The 16,250-nt window shown below is 60.1% G+C and carries 12 protein-coding genes; 9 read left to right on the top strand and 3 right to left on the bottom strand.

All coding sequences use genetic code 11. The features are described from left to right. Positions 1-55 precede the first annotated feature (55 nt). A complete protein-coding gene (locus HCG46_RS14820) occupies positions 56-2,836 on the top strand; it encodes an EAL domain-containing protein (protein WP_209009461.1) in 2,781 nt (926 codons plus the stop codon). A gap of 50 nt (positions 2,837-2,886) precedes the next feature. Here the strand turns inward: HCG46_RS14820 and HCG46_RS14815 are convergent, their stop codons facing one another. Both HCG46_RS14815 and HCG46_RS14810 read right to left on the bottom strand, forming a co-directional pair. After that, the gene (locus tag HCG46_RS14815; protein ID WP_168686615.1) at positions 2,887-3,903 is read right to left on the bottom strand and encodes a 2Fe-2S iron-sulfur cluster-binding protein; all 1,017 of its coding nucleotides are present in this window, start codon (positions 3,901-3,903) and stop codon (positions 2,887-2,889) included. A 62-nt stretch (positions 3,904-3,965) separates the two neighbouring features. Then, complete coding sequence (locus tag HCG46_RS14810) at positions 3,966-5,753, bottom strand: ethylbenzene dehydrogenase-related protein (RefSeq protein ID WP_286185348.1); 1,788 nt, start codon at positions 5,751-5,753, stop codon at positions 3,966-3,968. Between the two features lie 675 nt (positions 5,754-6,428). Between HCG46_RS14810 and HCG46_RS14805 the strand changes: the two genes are divergently transcribed. The 7 genes from HCG46_RS14805 to HCG46_RS14775 are packed head-to-tail and all read left to right on the top strand — an operon-like array spanning position 6,429 to position 13,961. After that, on the top strand, positions 6,429-7,796 hold the full coding sequence (locus tag HCG46_RS14805; RefSeq protein ID WP_168686613.1) for a V-type ATP synthase subunit B: 1,368 nt from the start codon (positions 6,429-6,431) through the stop codon (positions 7,794-7,796). Next, positions 7,796-8,419: a V-type ATP synthase subunit D gene (locus tag HCG46_RS14800; RefSeq protein ID WP_022999273.1), complete on the top strand. Its 624-nt coding sequence runs from the start codon at positions 7,796-7,798 to the stop codon at positions 8,417-8,419. The genes HCG46_RS14805 and HCG46_RS14800 overlap by 1 nt, the downstream gene beginning before the upstream one ends. After that, entirely contained in the window at positions 8,416-10,209 is a 1,794-nt protein-coding gene (locus HCG46_RS14795; protein ID WP_168686612.1) for a V-type ATP synthase subunit I, read from the top strand. The genes HCG46_RS14800 and HCG46_RS14795 overlap by 4 nt, the downstream gene beginning before the upstream one ends. Then, positions 10,206-10,655: an ATP synthase subunit C gene (locus tag HCG46_RS14790; protein ID WP_006939055.1), complete on the top strand. Its 450-nt coding sequence runs from the start codon at positions 10,206-10,208 to the stop codon at positions 10,653-10,655. The genes HCG46_RS14795 and HCG46_RS14790 overlap by 4 nt, the downstream gene beginning before the upstream one ends. A 24-nt stretch (positions 10,656-10,679) precedes the next feature. Continuing rightward, positions 10,680-11,381, top strand: coding sequence for a hypothetical protein (locus HCG46_RS14785; RefSeq protein ID WP_075283396.1), 702 nt, complete (start codon positions 10,680-10,682; stop codon positions 11,379-11,381). Position 11,382: 1 nt separating this feature from the next. Then, positions 11,383-12,129, top strand: coding sequence for a hypothetical protein (locus HCG46_RS14780; RefSeq protein WP_168686611.1), 747 nt, complete (start codon positions 11,383-11,385; stop codon positions 12,127-12,129). Continuing rightward, entirely contained in the window at positions 12,126-13,961 is a 1,836-nt protein-coding gene (locus HCG46_RS14775; protein WP_168686610.1) for a V-type ATP synthase subunit A, read from the top strand. Before HCG46_RS14780 ends, HCG46_RS14775 begins: the two co-directional genes overlap by 4 nt. Before the next feature lie 84 nt (positions 13,962-14,045). On the opposite strand, the gene HCG46_RS14770 is transcribed toward HCG46_RS14775, so the two are convergent. Then, on the bottom strand, positions 14,046-14,747 hold the full coding sequence (locus tag HCG46_RS14770; RefSeq protein WP_022999268.1) for a nitroreductase family protein: 702 nt from the start codon (positions 14,745-14,747) through the stop codon (positions 14,046-14,048). Positions 14,748-15,161: 414 nt separating this feature from the next. On the opposite strand from HCG46_RS14770, the gene HCG46_RS14765 reads away from it, so the two are divergent. Continuing rightward, positions 15,162-16,157: an ABC transporter substrate-binding protein gene (locus HCG46_RS14765; protein WP_023014426.1), complete on the top strand. Its 996-nt coding sequence runs from the start codon at positions 15,162-15,164 to the stop codon at positions 16,155-16,157. The last annotated feature ends 93 nt before the right edge of the window (positions 16,158-16,250 follow it).

The following is a 16,250-nucleotide window of genomic DNA, read 5'->3' as shown; positions in this document are numbered from 1 at the left end:
GGTGTGTGCATTTGCCGGTCTTATCGGACTGGTGGCTTTCCAGCTTGAAGACAGCATGCAACGTCAGGAAGCCGAGCTTCTCGAGCTTTCCCGCGCGCGTCTCGTGGAAACCCTGTCCGCCGACGTGAAGCTTGCCGGGACCCGTATGGAGTTCCTGTTTCAGGACAGGCTTCGGCGCATAAATGCGTTGTCGGAGAGGGTGGATACCGCCAAGGCCGTTGAGTCGCGCAATGTCGTGGCCATGTCGGAACTGCTTGGCCCGGCGGCGAAACTGGCGGATGTGGACGGCATCGTCGTTCTGGATGAAGAAGGCCATGTGATCGGCGCCTCCTCCTATTCTGCGGACCTCGTCGAACTGGGGTCCAAGATGCAGGGGCTGAGCTTCTTCAACGAGGTCGCCAAGTCGCTCAAAGACAGCTTTCCGGGAGAGAAGCTGACCTATTCCGGCGTCTTGCCCAAATCCGAAACGGGTGTCTTCGTGCCGGGCGACCGGGTCAATGAAGTGTCTCAGATCGCGTTTGTCCCGGTTTTCGATGATTTCGGCTATGTGATCGGCGGACTTGTCGCGCAACGTTGGCTGCGGCCGGAAGAGCCACTCCTGGCGGATCTGGCAAAAATCAATTCCTTCGAAATGGCGATCGTTTTCGACGGTCAGATCATTTCCACGGCGAATTTCACCGGAAACTATTCGGATCTCACCCGCTCGAAGGAAACGCCGAACATCACCCTGGACGGTGGGCATGTCATCGAATGCGGTGTCCCTGTCGTTCCCATGACTGTCTGTGCGCTGACGCCTATCGCGGCGCTGACCGAAATCCAGAACAAACTGACCCGCATCGGCACCGAAGAAGAAGCCAAGCTGCTCCGGCGGCTGTTCCTGTTCGGACTGATCGCGCTGGTGGCTTTTGCTGCAGTCGCCTTTCTCATGTCGCGGCAGATTACCCGGCCGCTGACCAAGATCACACGCGTATTGACCGGCATTGCAGCGGGCGACTTCGAAAGCAAGGTGGTTGGAACCGAGCGGCTGGACGAAGTCGGTGACATCGCCAGATCGGTCGTTTCCTTGCAGCGATCCGTCAAGGAGCGCGACGCCTTGCGCGAACGCGTGCACGAAAAGAACTCCATCCTGCGCTCTCAGGAAGCCCAGTTGCGCGAGCAGAACGTCCTCTTTGATGCTGCTCTCAACAACATGTCGCACGGTCTGTGCATGTTCGACGTCGATGGCAGGTTGATTGTTTCGAACCAGCGCTACGCCGAATTGTTCGAAGTCGAGCCGGGCAGGATAAAGTCGGGTATGACGGCTGCTCAGCTCGCAACGCTGCAGAAAGTTGATGCCGTTGAAACCGGTGACATGGCTCTGCACGATTCCCGGATCGGGGATCACAGGTATTCAGGTGGCTCGCAAAGCACCGAAATGGTGAAGATCCGCTCGGGCCGTATCGTCCTGACCACCCGCCAGCCGCTGGCGGAAGGTGGTTGGGTGGCGATATCCGAAGACATCACCGAGCGGCAGGAAGCCCGTGACCGGCTGGCGTTCCTGGCGCGTCACGACCTTCTGACACAGCTGCCGAACCGCATCGAATTCCGGGACCAGCTGGACATGCTGTTGAACCAGCAACTGGTCAAGGGGGGCGAGTTCGCCATTCTGTGCCTCGACCTGGACGAGTTCAAAACGGTCAACGACAGCCTTGGGCACCCGATTGGCGACGAACTCTTGCGGCAGGTCGCGGAGCGTCTGCGCGCCCTCATCGGCCGAAAGGACGTTGTCGTCCGCCTTGGCGGCGACGAATTTGCGATCCTCACCGGTCTGCCCTGCAGGCTTGCTGATGTCGAGGAACTGGCGCAGTCGGTCATCTGGGAGATTTCCCAGCCGTTCCAGATCACCGACCATGAACTCGTAATCGGCGTCAGCATCGGCATCACAATTGCGCGGGCAGACGGCACCGCAGGCGACGAACTGTTCAAGCAGGCGGACCTTGCGCTCTACCGGGCCAAGGAAGACGGCCGCAATACCTACCGTTTCTTTGAAAAGGACATGGGCACGGCCGTGAACGACCGGCGAGAGCTCATAACCGATCTCAGAACCGCGGTCGCCAATGACGAACTGGAGCTTTATTTCCAGCCGCAATACACGCTCGTGGACGACCGGGTGTCCGGTTTCGAGGCGCTGGTGCGCTGGAACCACCCGACAAGGGGCATGGTTTCTCCGGCCGATTTCATTCCGCTTGCCGAAGATACCGGCCTGATCACCCAGCTGGGCGAATGGGTGTTGAAGGAAGCGTGCCGGATCGCATCCAATTGGCCGGACCACCTCAGGATCGCCGTCAACCTGTCACCCCGGCAGCTGCGTGGCCATGCATTTGGTCCGGTGCTGATCGATGCCCTGACGCAAACGGGTCTCAAGGCCGACCGTCTTGAACTGGAAGTGACCGAAAGCGTGCTTCTGACCGATTCCGAAGACGTTCTGGATTCGCTGCACCAGGCCAAGTCGCTTGGCGTGAAGGTGTCCATGGACGATTTCGGAACCGGCTATTCCTCTCTCAGCTACCTGCGCCGCTTCCCGTTCGACAAGATCAAGATCGACCAGTCCTTCGTCCGCTCGATGGCCTATTCGGACGACTCCATTTCCATCGTGAAAGCGGTCATCGAACTCGCCAACAATCTCAACATGACCACCACCGCCGAAGGTGTGGAGACCAAGCAGCTTCTCGACATGCTGACCGAAATCGGCTGCACGGAAGCGCAGGGCTACTATCTGGGCAGACCCATGCCTGTCGCCAGCACCGAAGAGCTGATCTATGCGGGCGAACGGTCTCTGACAACCGCCGCGCAATAGTCCGGCAACACCCACTCACTTTCAGGAGAGGCAGGTGTAGCGCCCTGGCGTCAGCCGGCGGAAGCCGAGGTGAACGGTGCGGATGCCTTTCGGATAAGGTTTCCAGCAAGGGCCAGCAGGCCGCTCTCTTCTTCCGCCACAAAAAACGGATCGGCGTAGAAGGTTGCCCCTGCGCCTAGTGCTATCTCCCGCATGGCGTCGACATGTGACGGTGCACCGGCCGAATAGACGACGTGATCGGGCGTAAGTTGTCCGACCAGTTCATGCGGGCGCGCCTTGCTCACCGTCTCGTCGTCGCCATCGCCTGCCGTCAGCGTGATCGGAATGCCCCGGCCTTGCAGCCAGCGTACCGCGTCGCGCATGTAGATCCCGTCCCGGGTTCTCGACCCGGCAATGATGCGGATTTCACGGCCGGTCTGGCCCAGGCTTGCGGCAACGGCGATCGACCAGATCGGTGCGAACCCGGTGCCGGTCGAGGTGAGCAGGATCGGGTTCTGCTGCCGCCGCAAAAACGCATTGCCGAACGGGCCTCGCAGCTTGACGGCATGTCCCTTGGCAATTTCCTTGCCCAGCTTCGACGATACGATGCTGTCCGGGTAGACCTTGATGTGAAACACAAGGACATTCTCTTCCGCATCCAGGTTGAGCGGGGTCGTCGGGCTGTAGTCACGTGGCGGATATCCTGCAAAGGTCGCGCGCAGATACTGCCCCGGCAGCCAGGGCACGGGTCGCGCCGTCCTGACCCGAACTTCCAGGTATCCGTCCTTGATCGGCCGAATGCTTTCCACCGTTCCCTTTGTGGTCTTCACCAGCGGCACCGGGTCATAGGCGATCTCGGCATCGCCTTCCAGAACGGAAAGGCATCCGAGCACGGTTTCCTTTTCCCGGGTGCCCATGTCATCGATCTGCCCGCTCAAAACGCGGACCCGGCAGGTTTCACATTGGCCGGAACAGCAGTCGTGCGGGATGACGAGGCGTCCGCCCAGCCCGGCGTCGATCAGCGTGTCGCCGACATTGGCCTTGATGGCCTTCCCGTTGATAGTGACCGTACAGGTGCTTTTCGACATGGGTGATTACATCCGATGAAAGAAACGTCCGGAAAAGACAGGAAAGGCGGGAAGGGCAGGCCTCAATTGAAGGTCAGCCGCACGGGACGGGAATGGCGGGTGTGGCGGGTCTGGTTGTGGTCAAACGCCGAGACCCACATGAAGAGACCGTCCGTCATGGCAAGGTCCTGGCTCTGGCCGGTATCCATGTCCCGGACGACTTCAAGCGTCCAATGGTCGTCCTGCCACCTGGACCCACCCAGCAAATCTGCCCGGCTGCCGGAGTATTCACCCTCGATGAGAACCCCCGGAATAACCGTCCCGACCGGGATCTCCGCATCTTTTTCCGGCGAGTACGGCACGCTTTCGTTTTCGAACATCCACCATTGCGACCCCTCGTCTTCGCTCGCTTCGGTGGAAAGATCGATGGTGCCCATCAGTGATGTCATTTTCTGATAGTCAGCCGGAAGCCGGCGCACGCCGACGGTCCCGTGGTAGTGGGTCACGGGATCGCCGATGTAGTTGTAGACGTAGAAAGCCTTGCCTTCGTCGGGATTGTAGCCGGCGCTGTAGCGGCTCTTGCCGGCAGCCTGGGCTTCGTTCGGTTCCACCGGTGTTGCGAAGTGCATGTCATCGACGCGTCCCAGCATGCCGCCGCGCGCCGCTTTCCATTGCCACACGTCTACCAGACTGCCGTCGGTCGTGTAGTGCAGGCCGCGGTAGTTGAAAGCGCCTGGTTTGTCACTTAGGGGCTTCGGACCCATGTGGGTGGCGCCACCGCCACCAAAGGTGTCAGTGGTGGAAAAGGCAACCGAGAACTTGTCCTCGTAGTATGCGGTCTCGTCGGAAATATCGGCCCGGTTGTTCAGCATGTGCCAGCCGTCTTCACGCTTGATCAGCGGATGCCGCTTCAACGACCGGTTCTTGTCTTCCCAGCGGAAGGCAAACGCGATCTTGTCCCCCACCTGGACGGCACGTACTTCGACGGTTGATTCTCCCGTTCCGTCCAGGTTCGAGCCTTGCTGTGTTCGGATGAAAACAGGGGCCGCGTCCTGCCAGACCGGATCGTCCAGAGTGCCGTCCAGCTCCGGCAGGGTAGTGCCCTTGGCAACGACAAGACTGTCGCGTGTGCCGAAATCGAGGCTGACGGCGCCAACAAGCACGATTGCGCCCAGGGCAGTCGCCAGGGCCAGTGGGTGACGGCTCATGCCCGGGAAGCGGCGCAGCGCCTGCGGTCGGAACAGCCGCAGCAGCTGGGCAACACCGCCATAGCAATAATGCAGCACCACATGGGCAACGATATAGGTCAGCACCACGAGGGCGGCCGTGTAATGCACCGTCACCCAGATGCCACCATGACCGATGTAAAGCAGGACACCTGTTGCCGACAGGGTGAGCACGGCCCCGAACAGGATCCAGTAGGCGATGACGTTGACCGCGGCCAGGCGCAGCTTGGTGCTGGCGGGAAGCGTCAGCACAACGATCTTCTTGGAGGAAATGCGCCGTTTCAGGCGGCCAAGCGTCATGTAGGCCGCATAGGCAAAGATAACCGCCAGAACGAATATCGCCGACACATAGTGCCAGGTCCAGATTTCACCCTGTGGCAGGATCGGTTCGAAAAGCTTGGAGAACCAGGCGTGTTCCGCATCCGCCGACAGGCGCATGCCGGTCAGCAGGCTGGTGACGATTGCAACAACCAGTGTCCAGTGCAGGAGGATCGTGCCGATGTCGCTGCGTACCGGAGGGCTGCGGTCCTCGGGTCTTTTCGCCGCGCTATCCGCGCCATTGGCGTGCCGGCCTGTTTGGGATTTCTTGGATGAATTGGACGATGAAGGCAGTTCCAGGGCGTGATCAGTCACTTGGTCCGTCAACTTTTCCTCCAAGGCCGCCAGCAATGCGACCGGGTTACCGGCATAGGTTGTGCAACCGGATGTCGGGAAATTTCAAAGCGCTTTGCCTAAAAAATATCACATTTTAACAAAAGTGAAGAAAAAATGGCGAATACAACTGGCCTTAAACCTATCCGGGTGGTTTTGCGCATGCTTAAAAATCTTCCTCTTGGGAAAAAAATCAGATGACTGAAGAACAATATTGGCGGGAAGGCGCGTGATCGTGAAAAAGAAACGATCATGAAGAATGATCGGGAAATTGGAGAATTGATATTCCAATATATAGGTAGAATATCAAGTGGATCGTTTGAACGTTGCTTTAAATTTGTGCAGCGCAACAACACGTCTTCCTGAATGCTGCTTTTCCCTGGGCTTATGCCGGAATTAAGCGGAACAGCGAAGTCGGTCCGCCGTTAACGCAAGAGAAATGGGGTTGCGGCAATGCGGGAGTAAGCCTGCTGCCTCTGGCATGAGCACTTTGATGCAAGTCATACGAACGCAATCATTTCTCTCTTAACTTCATTTTGGTTGAAGCAAGTTGGGTGCCGGGCAACAGTTCAGGTTGTGTGGGATCGAAAAACCCGCCTAAGATGGTTTGCGTTGCAGCAGAACGGGTTTGGCCCGATGTGAGTTAATTTCCTTCCCAAGGGGGCGTTAATGCTGGTCTCCCACACACGGATTGTCGATATCGTTGGCGATATCATTCGCATTCAGGTGTCTTCTTCGAAGAGCGAGTCGGAGGGGCGCCCGTGCCTGGGTGATCTGGCACTGGTCGATTCAGGCAATGGTGCGACGTCTCTCGCACAGGTCATCAACATCGACCGGGACATGGTTTCGTTGCAGGTCAATTCCGGTACCAAGGGCCTCGCCAACAATTCGTCCGTACGCTTTCTGGGTGAGCCGGCCAAGGTCACCTATTCGGACAATATCCTGGGCCGTGTATTCGACGGTGCGGGGCAGCCGATTGACCGGGGCCCGGATCTGTCCAGCGACCCTTCCGTCCCGATCGGCGGACCGTCGGCCAACCCGATGAAACGCGTGCTTGCTTCGCGCATGATCCGCACAGATGTGCCGATGATCGATATCTTCAACTGCCTCGTGGAAAGTCAGAAGATCCCGATCTTCTCGGTTTCCGGCGAACCCTATAACCCGTTTCTGGCGCGTATCGGCATCCAGGCAGATGCCGATATCGTGGTGTTCGGCGGCCTCGGGCTGATCTTCGATGACTATGCCTTTTTCCGGCAGCAGTTCGAGGATGCGGGCGTTTTCCCGCGCACGGTCATGTTCATCAACCAGGCGTCGGATCCGGTGGTCGAGCGCTTGCAGGTTCCGGACATGGCCCTTGCGGTTGCGGAAAAATTCGCCGTTGAGGAAGGCAAGCGCGTGCTGGTGCTGCTCACCGACATGACCGCCTTCGCAGATGCCATGAAGGAAGTCTCCATCGCGATGGAGCGGGTGCCCGCCAACCGGGGCTATCCGGGCGATCTTTATTCCCAGCTGGCCCGCCGTTATGAAAAGGCCTGCGATTTCAAGGGCTCAGGCTCGGTCACCATCCTTACGGTCACGACAATGCCGGGCAATGACGTCACCCATCCGGTGCCGGACAACACCGGCTACATCACCGAGGGCCAGTTCTATCTGCACAGCGGCGTTCTGGATCCCTTCGGCTCGCTGTCCCGTTTGAAACAGCATGTGATCGGCAAAGTGACGCGTGAGGATCACAACCAGATCATGAACACCATGATCCGCTTCTATTCCGGCGCACGCGATGCGGAGCAGAAGCAGTCCATGGCGTTCGAATTGTCGGAATACGACCACCAGCTTCTGAAGTTTGGCGGCCTTTTCCGGCGGCGTTTCATGGATATCAATGTCGCAATGCCCCTGGAGGAGGCGCTCGACCTGTGCTGGCAGACGCTTGCCGAATGCTTCCAGCCGGAACAGCTGCTGATGAAACAGGGGCTGATCGACAAGTATTTCCCGAAAAGCAAACCTGCCGGCGGAGCGTCTGACGAGGAGGCTGCCTGATGGCAAGGCTGGCCCTCAACAAGTCGTCTCTGGCCCGGGAAAGCGGACAGCTCTCGGAATACAAGCGCTTCCTGCCGTCTCTTGAGCTGAAGAGGCTCCAGATCATGGCCGAGCGCGCCAAGGCCAAGGAAGCAGCCGTCCGCCTCGAGGCGGAGTATGAGGAGCGTTTCAACGCTCTTGCGCGGTCCCTTCCGATGATGGCCAACAAGCATGTCCCGCTGGAAGGGCTCGTGGTGCTGAAGCAGGCCGTCGTCGGCGAGCAGAACCTCTCCGGCACCCGGTTGCCGGTCCTGGAGGATATCGAGGTCGAGACGAAACCCTATTCCCGTCTGGCGCGCCCGCATTGGGTCGACCCCTATGTCGCAGGCATGCAGGAACTGTTGCGGCTCAACAAGGAACGGGAGATCGCCAAGGAGCGTATTGCCCGGCTTATCGAGGCAGAAGCGGTTATCTCTCGCCGGGTCAACTTGTTCGAAAAGGTACTGATCCCGCAGGCGGAACGCAACATCAAGAAAATCCGCATGGCCCTGGCGGACGCGGAACGCGATGCCGTGGTCCGTGCCAAGATCTCCAAACGCAAGACGGCAGCGCGCGGCGCTGAAACCTCGGTGGCCGAACTATGACCATCGTCCCGCTCGTCAAGGTGAATCTGGTCGGCATCCTTGAGGACAAGGACAAGGTGCTGGAAGCCACGCAGGAATTCGGTGCCCTGCATCTGATCCCCCTGACTTCGGCACAAAAGGAACTGGAAGCCGTTCCCGCAGGCCGGGGGCGCGAGGCGAGCGAAGCCCTGCGCTGGCTCATGGACAGCAAGGCGCAGCGTCGTCCGGTCACCCATCTTGACGACTTCGACCTGGAAACGGTGGTCGAAAAGACGCTTGCCAACCGCAAGGCACTCCGTGACTGCGAAGACCGGGTGGCGCGCCTTGACCAGCGCATTCAGGATGTGGAGCCCTGGGGCGAATTCAGCTTTTCCGACCTGGCCGAAATCGGCGAGCACCGGCTGTGGTTCTACGTGGTGCCCAACGCCAAGATCAAGCTGATCGATCCTTCCGACAAGATCCTGGAGATCGTCCACCGCGACAAGTACCGCAGCTACATCGTGTTGCTTTCTCCGGAAGAACCGGCGGCAAATGCCATGCCGGTGCCGCGCGTTCACGTGGGGGCCGAGGCGCTCTCGGTGCTTCGGCGTCAACATGAAGATGCGACCATCCAACTGGAAGAGCTGGAACTGCAGCGTCAGGCTCTCACCAAATGGCGGTTCGTGCTGGCGCAGAACCTTGCCGCCGCCCGCGACCATTCCGCCCGCCACAGGGCGTCGCTCGAAACAGCGGACACCGAACAGGTCTTCGTGCTTCAGGCCTGGGCGCGGCAGGACCAGGTCGCGGAAGTCCGCACGCTTTCGGACAGTCTCGGCATCGCCCTGCTGGTGACGGATGTCGAAGAGGCCGATGCGCCGCCCACGCTTCTCGACAACAGCCCGGCGCTGGAAGCGGGGGAGGATCTGGTCGAATTCTATCAGACCCCCGGCTACAGGGGGTGGGACCCTTCGGCAATCGTCTATGTTTCCTTCGTGATCTTCTTCGGCATGATCATGACGGACGCGGGCTATGGCCTGCTTCTTCTTCTGCTGTTGTACCTGTTCCGGGCGCGCTTCAAAGGTTCGGCGTTGGGCCGGCGCATGTTCCGCATGTCCGTCTGGCTCATGATCTCGACGGCGGCCTTTGGCGTGGCAACGGGCAGCTACTTCGGTGTCGCGCCTCCCGAAGGCACGTTTCTCGCGCGCCTGAAGGTGCTGCATCTGAAGGACGTCGACACGATGATGAAGATCACGCTGACCATCGGCGTGACCCATATCGTCATCGCCAACCTGATGCGCGCCTGGCACGAACCGAGCCTGAGCGGTCGCCTGCAGCCTGTCGGCTGGTGTCTGGTGGCACTCGGTGGCCTGGCAACGTTTCTGGGGCAGGGCACTTCCATTGCGGTTGCCGGCCCGGTCGCGGTGGTTGCTGGGCTTCTGCTGGTCGGCATCTTCGGCAGCGACCGCAAGGTGACATCGCTCAAGACCGGCGGCCTCAGGGTCTTCGATGGCCTCGCCTCGCTGGCCCGTATCGTCAACATTTTCTCTGATGTTCTCAGCTACATGCGCCTGTTTGCGCTGGGGCTTGCGGCAGCGTCGCTTGCCGAAACCATCAATTCGCTCTCGGGCCAGCTCAACCACGCGGTTCCTGGCGTCGGTCTGCTGATCGCCATCGCGGTTCTCGTGCTCGGGCACGCCATCAATATCGGGCTGGGGCTGATCGCCGGCTGCGTGCATGGCCTGCGTCTGAATGTCATTGAATTTTTCAATTGGGGTTTGAAGGACGAGGGCACGCCTTTCCGTCCGTTCAAGAAAGAGGAGACACGCCTGTGAACGAATTCGTTGTGGCTCTCGGCTGGTTTGGGCTGTTCGCGCCGGTCGCCCTCGGCGCCATCGGCAGCGCCTGGGGCTGCGCCCTTGGCGGCAGTGCCGCGATCGGCGCCATGCTGGACAGCGACGGTGGTTATGGCCGGTTCATCGGTGTTTCGCTGATGCCGTCGTCCCAGGTGATCTACGGCATCGTGATCATGTTCTCGTTGCAGCAGCCCACCATTGATGCAGCCAATGGCGCCGCGCTTTTCGGAATCGGCCTCCTGTCCGGCGTCACCATGCTCTACACCGGCATTCGCCAGGGCGAGGTGCTCGCCTCGGCCATTCATGCCTCAAAGGCCAAGCCGGAAATCTTCGGCATTTCCCTCGCACCGGCGGCGGTGCTGGAAGGCTTTTCGGTCTTTGCTCTCGTCTTCGCGCTGGTCCTGTCCGGCTCGATCCCCGCTTAGGGCCAGAAGGAACAGGAGGCGGCAATGTCCAAACATGACGCAGCAGACGACCTGGAGAACGCCGCTGGTGCCGGTGTCCAGGCGCTTATCGAACGGCTGAAGTCCGAAGGCGTGGCCGCGGGCCAGTCGGAGGGGGATGCCATCCTGGCCAAGGCCAGGGAAAAGGCGGAAACGATCGTTGAGGAAGCAAGGCAGAAGGCGGACAGCCTGCTGGCTGATGCAAGAGCGGAAGCGGCCAGGGAAAAGGCGGCGACGGAAGACGGGCTGAAGGTTGCCGCGCGCGATCTTGTCCTCAGCCTGCGCAATGAGCTGGGCGACCGCATTCAGCAGGAAGCCGGCCGGCTGGTGGCAACCACACTTGCCGACCAGGAATTCCTGAAAAACCTCATTCTGGCGATGGCCGCCAACGCAAAGGACAATGCGTCGGTCAGCGACGCTGAACCGATGGAGATCGTCCTGCCTGAGAAGGTCGTCACCTTCGAGGAGTTGAAGCAATCGCCCGAGGCGGTCGAGCCGGGAACCCTCACCCACTTCGTGATTGCGCTTGCGGGCGAAGCGTTGCGGCAAGGGGTCACCTTCTCCACTGCACCGGGCTTTGACGGCATCAAGGTGAAGTTGACCGACAGGGACGTTTCCATCGATCTGACCGAAGAAGCGATCGCGACACTGTTGAAGCGGCACCTGCAACCGCGCCTCAGAGCGGTGATGGAAGGGGTGCTGCGCTGACATGAGCCGGCCGCACCAATATATCGCGCTGGTGTCCAGCCTGCCCCATCTTGGCAAGCTGTTCTCGCGCAAGGACGTGCCGATCTCGGGGTTCCGCTTGAAGCAGCGGCTGTCAATGCTGGAGCCCGCGCATGCGAGCCTGCTGCGCGAGATGGTTGAGGTGACGGCCTGGGCCGGTGTTGCCGGTTATGATCGCGACATCGATGTGATCCGGCGGGCAAACAAGGTTCTTGCCGATCTGGCTGCCTATCCGGATCTGCAACATCTTGTCGGGGCACGCATGGAAACGCGGACGCTGATTGCAGCGCTGCGTCGACGCCGGGATGGACAGGAAAGCGCCGGAGATATCGAGAACTGGGGCTTCGGCCGCTGGTGCGCACAGGTCAAGGCCAACTGGAGCGACCCGGCCTTTGGGCTCGGCCATTTCATGCCGTGGGTGGGCGAGGCTCACCAACGGATGCGGGCGGGCGATCACATCGCCATGGAACGTCTTGTCCTCACCCAGGTCTTCCGACAGATGGGCCATTACGGCAACCTGCATGAATTCGATTTCGAGGCCGTTGCGATCTACGTGCTGCGCTGGGTGATCGTGGAACGCTGGTCGCGCTACAACGAGGCCGATGCACGTGCCCGGCTGGCCACGCTCGTGGCGTCAGCCCTTGACGGCAAGACGGATGACGGCAGTCAAGCCGGCCGGCCGGATCTTTTCTCAGACTTCACTTCTGCCCTTGAGGGAGCCCCTTCATGACGAGCCATGTTCAGTTGCCCGAACCGACCGCGGAAATCGTCGCCGTGCAGGACGATCTCGTCACACTGTCGCCTCTCGGCTCTGCCCCTCTCATCAAGAACGAGGTGGTCTATATTATCCCCCATGGTCCCGAACGTGATGGCAAGCCGCGGGAATACCTGAAGGCCGAAGTGCTGCGCGTGCGCGGAAAGTCCGCCGAAGCACAGGTGTTCGAAAGCACTGCGGGCGTGCGCGTCGGTGACAAGGTGATCCAGAGCGGCGAGATGCTGTCGGTTGCTCTCGGACCGGGCCTGCTCAGCACGGTTTTTGACGGCTTGCAGAACCCGCTGGCCGATATTGCGGCCGAGCACGGCTTCTTCCTGCCACGCGGGGTGCTCACCAACGCTCTCGACCAGAACCGCAAATGGTCGTTTGAACCCAAGGTGAAATCCGGTGATGTGGTCAAAGCCGGGGAAACGCTCGGCACGGTTCCGGAAGGCAGGTTCGAGCACCGGATCATGGTTCCCTTCGTCACGACGGGTTCCTGGACAGTGGACCGGATACGCGAAGGTACGTTCACCATCAACGAGGTGGTGGCAACGCTCAAGAACGATCGTGGCGAAACCCGCGACCTGACCATGGTCCAGCATTGGCCGGTTCGCCGGGCGATCCCGGAAGGGCTGGTCAAGGCCGGTCAGAGCGAGCGGCTTTATCCAAGCGAGCCGCTGATCACCACCTTGCGCCTGATCGACACGTTCTTTCCCATCGCCCGTGGCGGTATGGGCTGCATTCCGGGTCCCTTCGGCGCGGGCAAGACGGTGCTGCAATCGCTGATTTCGCGTTTCTCGGCGGTCAATATCGTGATCGTGGTTGCCTGCGGCGAGCGTGCCGGCGAGGTGGTCGAAACGATCACCGAGTTCCCGCACCAGCCGGACCCCTCCGGAGATGGCACGCTCATGGATCGTACGGTCATCATCTGCAACACGTCTTCAATGCCTGTGGCGGCGCGCGAGGCCTCGATCTACACCGGCATTACCCTTGGCGAATATTACCGGCAGATGGGCTATGACGTGCTTTTGATCGCCGACAGTACCTCCCGCTGGGCACAGGCCATGCGTGAGACCTCCGGCCGGCTGGAGGAAATTCCGGGAGAGGAAGCGTTTCCCGCCTATCTCGACAGCGCCATCAAGGGCATCTACGAACGCGCGGGGGTCCTGCGGACCACCAGCGGCGAAACCGGCAGTCTCACAATGATCGGCACGGTGTCACCGGCCGGCGGCAATTTTGAGGAACCGGTCACCCAGTCGACCCTCGGCACGGTCAAGACCTTCCTGGGCCTCTCGTCCGAACGGGCCTACAAGCGCTTCTATCCGGCGGTCGACCCGCTGCTGTCCTGGTCTCGGTATCACATTCAGCTCAACGACTGGTACCAGAACAATATCGGCCCGGACTGGGTTCCCCGCGTTTCGGAGATGATTGAACTCCTGCGCAAGGGTGACGAGATCACCCGCATGATGCAGGTGACAGGTGAAGAGGGCGTCTCGACAGACGATTTCATCCTTCAGCAGAAGGCGCTGTTCCTCGACATGGTCTACCTGCAGCAGGATGCCTTTGACGATGTCGACGTGTCGGCGCCGCTCAAGCGCCAGCAGGAAACCTTCGATCTCGTCTACCGGATCGCCCGCACCGACTTTGCCTTTGACGACAAGGAAGCCGTCCGCAAGTTCTTCACCGAACAGACATCGCTCTTCAAGAACCTCAACTACGCCGCCGACGGCAGCCCGGACCGCAAGGAACTGCTGGAGAAGATAAAGGCCAATGTCAGCGCTGCCCCGACACATGTGACGGGGTGATCGCCGTGTATTGTGGGCGAGTAAGCCCCGGGCTTCGCGTTGTCCGCCCGGGGTGACACTCTGGAAACGCACTTGGTTCTGAAGCTATTCCTGGTCCTCGAACACGCTCAGGATCTCTTCCAGCGGCTTCTTGATCTTGGCGACAGCCGGTACCGTGGCGTCTTCCGCGGGATGGCCGACGGCCAGGATCATGACCGGCTTTTCCGCTTCCGGGCGGTTCAGGATCCCGTTGAGGAATTTCATCGGGTTGGGCGTGTGCGTCAGGGTTGAAAGCCCCGCATGGTGAAGTGCGGTGATCAGGAGGCCGGTGGCGATACCGACACTTTCGGGCACGTAGTAGTGCTTGTAGCGGGTGCCGTCGTCGAAGGTGCCCCAGCGCTGCGCGAAAATCACGATCAGCCAGGGGGCGATGTCCAGATGCGGCTTGTCCGCGTCGGTGCCGATGGGCTCCAGTGCCTTGATCCATTCGTCGCCCGCGCCGCCATCATAGAACTTGCGTTCCTCTTCCTCGGCAGCCAGGCGGATCTTGTGCTTCAGGTCGGCATTGGAAATCGCCACGAAATGCCATGGCTGGTGATTGGCGCCGCTCGGGGCGGTTCCGGCAGCGCGGATGCAGGCTTCGATGATGGAACGGTCCACAGGACGGTCCGAGAAATGGCGAACCGTATGGCGGGTCCGCACATCGTCATAAAAGTCCTGTGCACGGGCCAGCATTTCCTTGTCGTCGTAAATTCGCCGGTCCGGCAGCGGCAACGGTTGGTAATCCAGGGCTGATTTGGAAATCATGTTTTTTGTCCATTTGCATTGCCGACCGGCGGATTCGCAAGGAATCCGGGCCGCGCAATCTCCTCCCACTATGCACCGTTAAGTATGGATCGACTGACCGGGCGTCAGGCAACTAAAAATCCGATCCACCGGCTTCACAACTTGAACCAAGCCCGCCTATGCTCGTCTTTGAAACGCCAAATGGCCTTGATGAAAAAATAACCTTGACCAGTGACATGGCACCTTTCTAGATTTTCTTGACCAATTGGTCAGCACTGTTCGTTGAGAAGGCAAAATGCCCCGGCGTCCGGATGCGGCCAAACAACCGGAAGAGGATCAGGCGGCCGGGAACCGCTCCGAGGTCCGCACCGGTTAGGGTTTGAAGTTCCAGAGAAGGGTGAGTCCGACAGCGGCTCGCCCATAACCAGTAGGGGAATGGCAATGAAGGCATTGAAAAGTCTGGCGCTCGCGTCTGTCCTGGGCGCAAGCCTGGTGTCAGGTGCGGCCAACGCCGCGGACGAGCTGACACTGCAGCTTAAGTGGGTCACACAGGGCCAGTTTGCCGGCTATTACGTGGCCAAGGACAAGGGCTTTTACGACGAAGAAGGCCTGGACGTAACGATCAAGCCGGGCGGTCCGGACATTGCGCCGCCGCAGGTTATCGCCGGTGGCGGAGCCGACGTGATCATCGACTGGATGCCGTCCGCCCTTGCATCGCGCGAAAAGGGTGTGCCGCTTGTCAACATCGCACAGCCGTTCAAGAAATCCGGCATGATGCTGACCTGCCTGAAGGAAACCGGCATCACCTCGCCGGAAGACTTCAAGGGCCGGACACTCGGCGTCTGGTTCTTCGGTAACGAATATCCGTTCCTGTCCTGGATGAGCCAGCTCGGCATTCCGACCGACGGTGGCGACGAAGGCGTGACCGTCCTGAAACAGGGCTTCAACGTCGATCCGCTGCTGCAGAAGCAGGCCGACTGCATCTCCACCATGACCTACAACGAATATTGGCAGGTCATCGATGCCGGCATTCCGGAAGAAGACCTGATCGTCTTCAAATACGAAGACCAGGGTGTCGCCACGCTGGAAGACGGTCTCTACGTTCTGGAATCCAGCCTGGACGACCCGGCAATGGTCGACAAGCTCGCCCGCTTCGTGAAAGCCTCCATGAAGGGCTGGGCCTATTCCGCCGAAAACCCGGAAGAAGCTGCTGAAATCGTTCTGGAAAACGACGCCACTGGCGCGCAGACAGAAAAGCATCAGATCCGCATGGTCGGCGAAATCAACAAGCTGGTTGATGGATCTGACGGCAAACTGGACATGTCTGCCTATGAGCGCACCGTGAAGTCCCTCCTGTCCGGCGGGTCCGACCCGGTCATCACCAAGGAGCCGGAAGGCGCTACAACAACGGTCGTCACCGACAAGATGTAACGTCAATCGGGCAGCCGGGGCGGAAATCATTCCGGCTGCCTTTGCCTGATGCCTGCCAAGGCACTAAAAATTAAAGGTTTGAACCCAGACTGC

The sequence above is a fragment of the Labrenzia sp. PO1 genome, from assembly GCF_012273635.1.
GTDB classification, from domain to species: Bacteria; Pseudomonadota; Alphaproteobacteria; order Rhizobiales; family Stappiaceae; genus Roseibium; species Roseibium algicola.
This window is presented reverse-complemented; position numbering and strand designations above follow the sequence as displayed.

What these genes read in the sequence shown, in the direction of transcription:
- HCG46_RS14775 (WP_168686610.1), top strand. Translation starts at nt 12,126, where the DNA reads ATGACGAGCCATGTTCAGTTGCCCGAACCGACCGCGGAAATCGTCGCC.
- HCG46_RS14805 (WP_168686613.1), top strand. Translation starts at nt 6,429, where the DNA reads ATGCTGGTCTCCCACACACGGATTGTCGATATCGTTGGCGATATCATT.
- HCG46_RS14795 (WP_168686612.1), top strand. Translation starts at nt 8,416, where the DNA reads ATGACCATCGTCCCGCTCGTCAAGGTGAATCTGGTCGGCATCCTTGAG.
- HCG46_RS14780 (WP_168686611.1), top strand. Translation starts at nt 11,383, where the DNA reads ATGAGCCGGCCGCACCAATATATCGCGCTGGTGTCCAGCCTGCCCCAT.
- HCG46_RS14770 (WP_022999268.1), bottom strand. Translation starts at nt 14,747, where the DNA reads ATGATTTCCAAATCAGCCCTGGATTACCAACCGTTGCCGCTGCCGGAC.
- HCG46_RS14785 (WP_075283396.1), top strand. Translation starts at nt 10,680, where the DNA reads ATGTCCAAACATGACGCAGCAGACGACCTGGAGAACGCCGCTGGTGCC.
- HCG46_RS14765 (WP_023014426.1), top strand. Translation starts at nt 15,162, where the DNA reads ATGGCAATGAAGGCATTGAAAAGTCTGGCGCTCGCGTCTGTCCTGGGC.
- HCG46_RS14815 (WP_168686615.1), bottom strand. Translation starts at nt 3,903, where the DNA reads ATGTCGAAAAGCACCTGTACGGTCACTATCAACGGGAAGGCCATCAAG.
- HCG46_RS14800 (WP_022999273.1), top strand. Translation starts at nt 7,796, where the DNA reads ATGGCAAGGCTGGCCCTCAACAAGTCGTCTCTGGCCCGGGAAAGCGGA.
- HCG46_RS14820 (WP_209009461.1), top strand. Translation starts at nt 56, where the DNA reads ATGCAACGTCAGGAAGCCGAGCTTCTCGAGCTTTCCCGCGCGCGTCTC.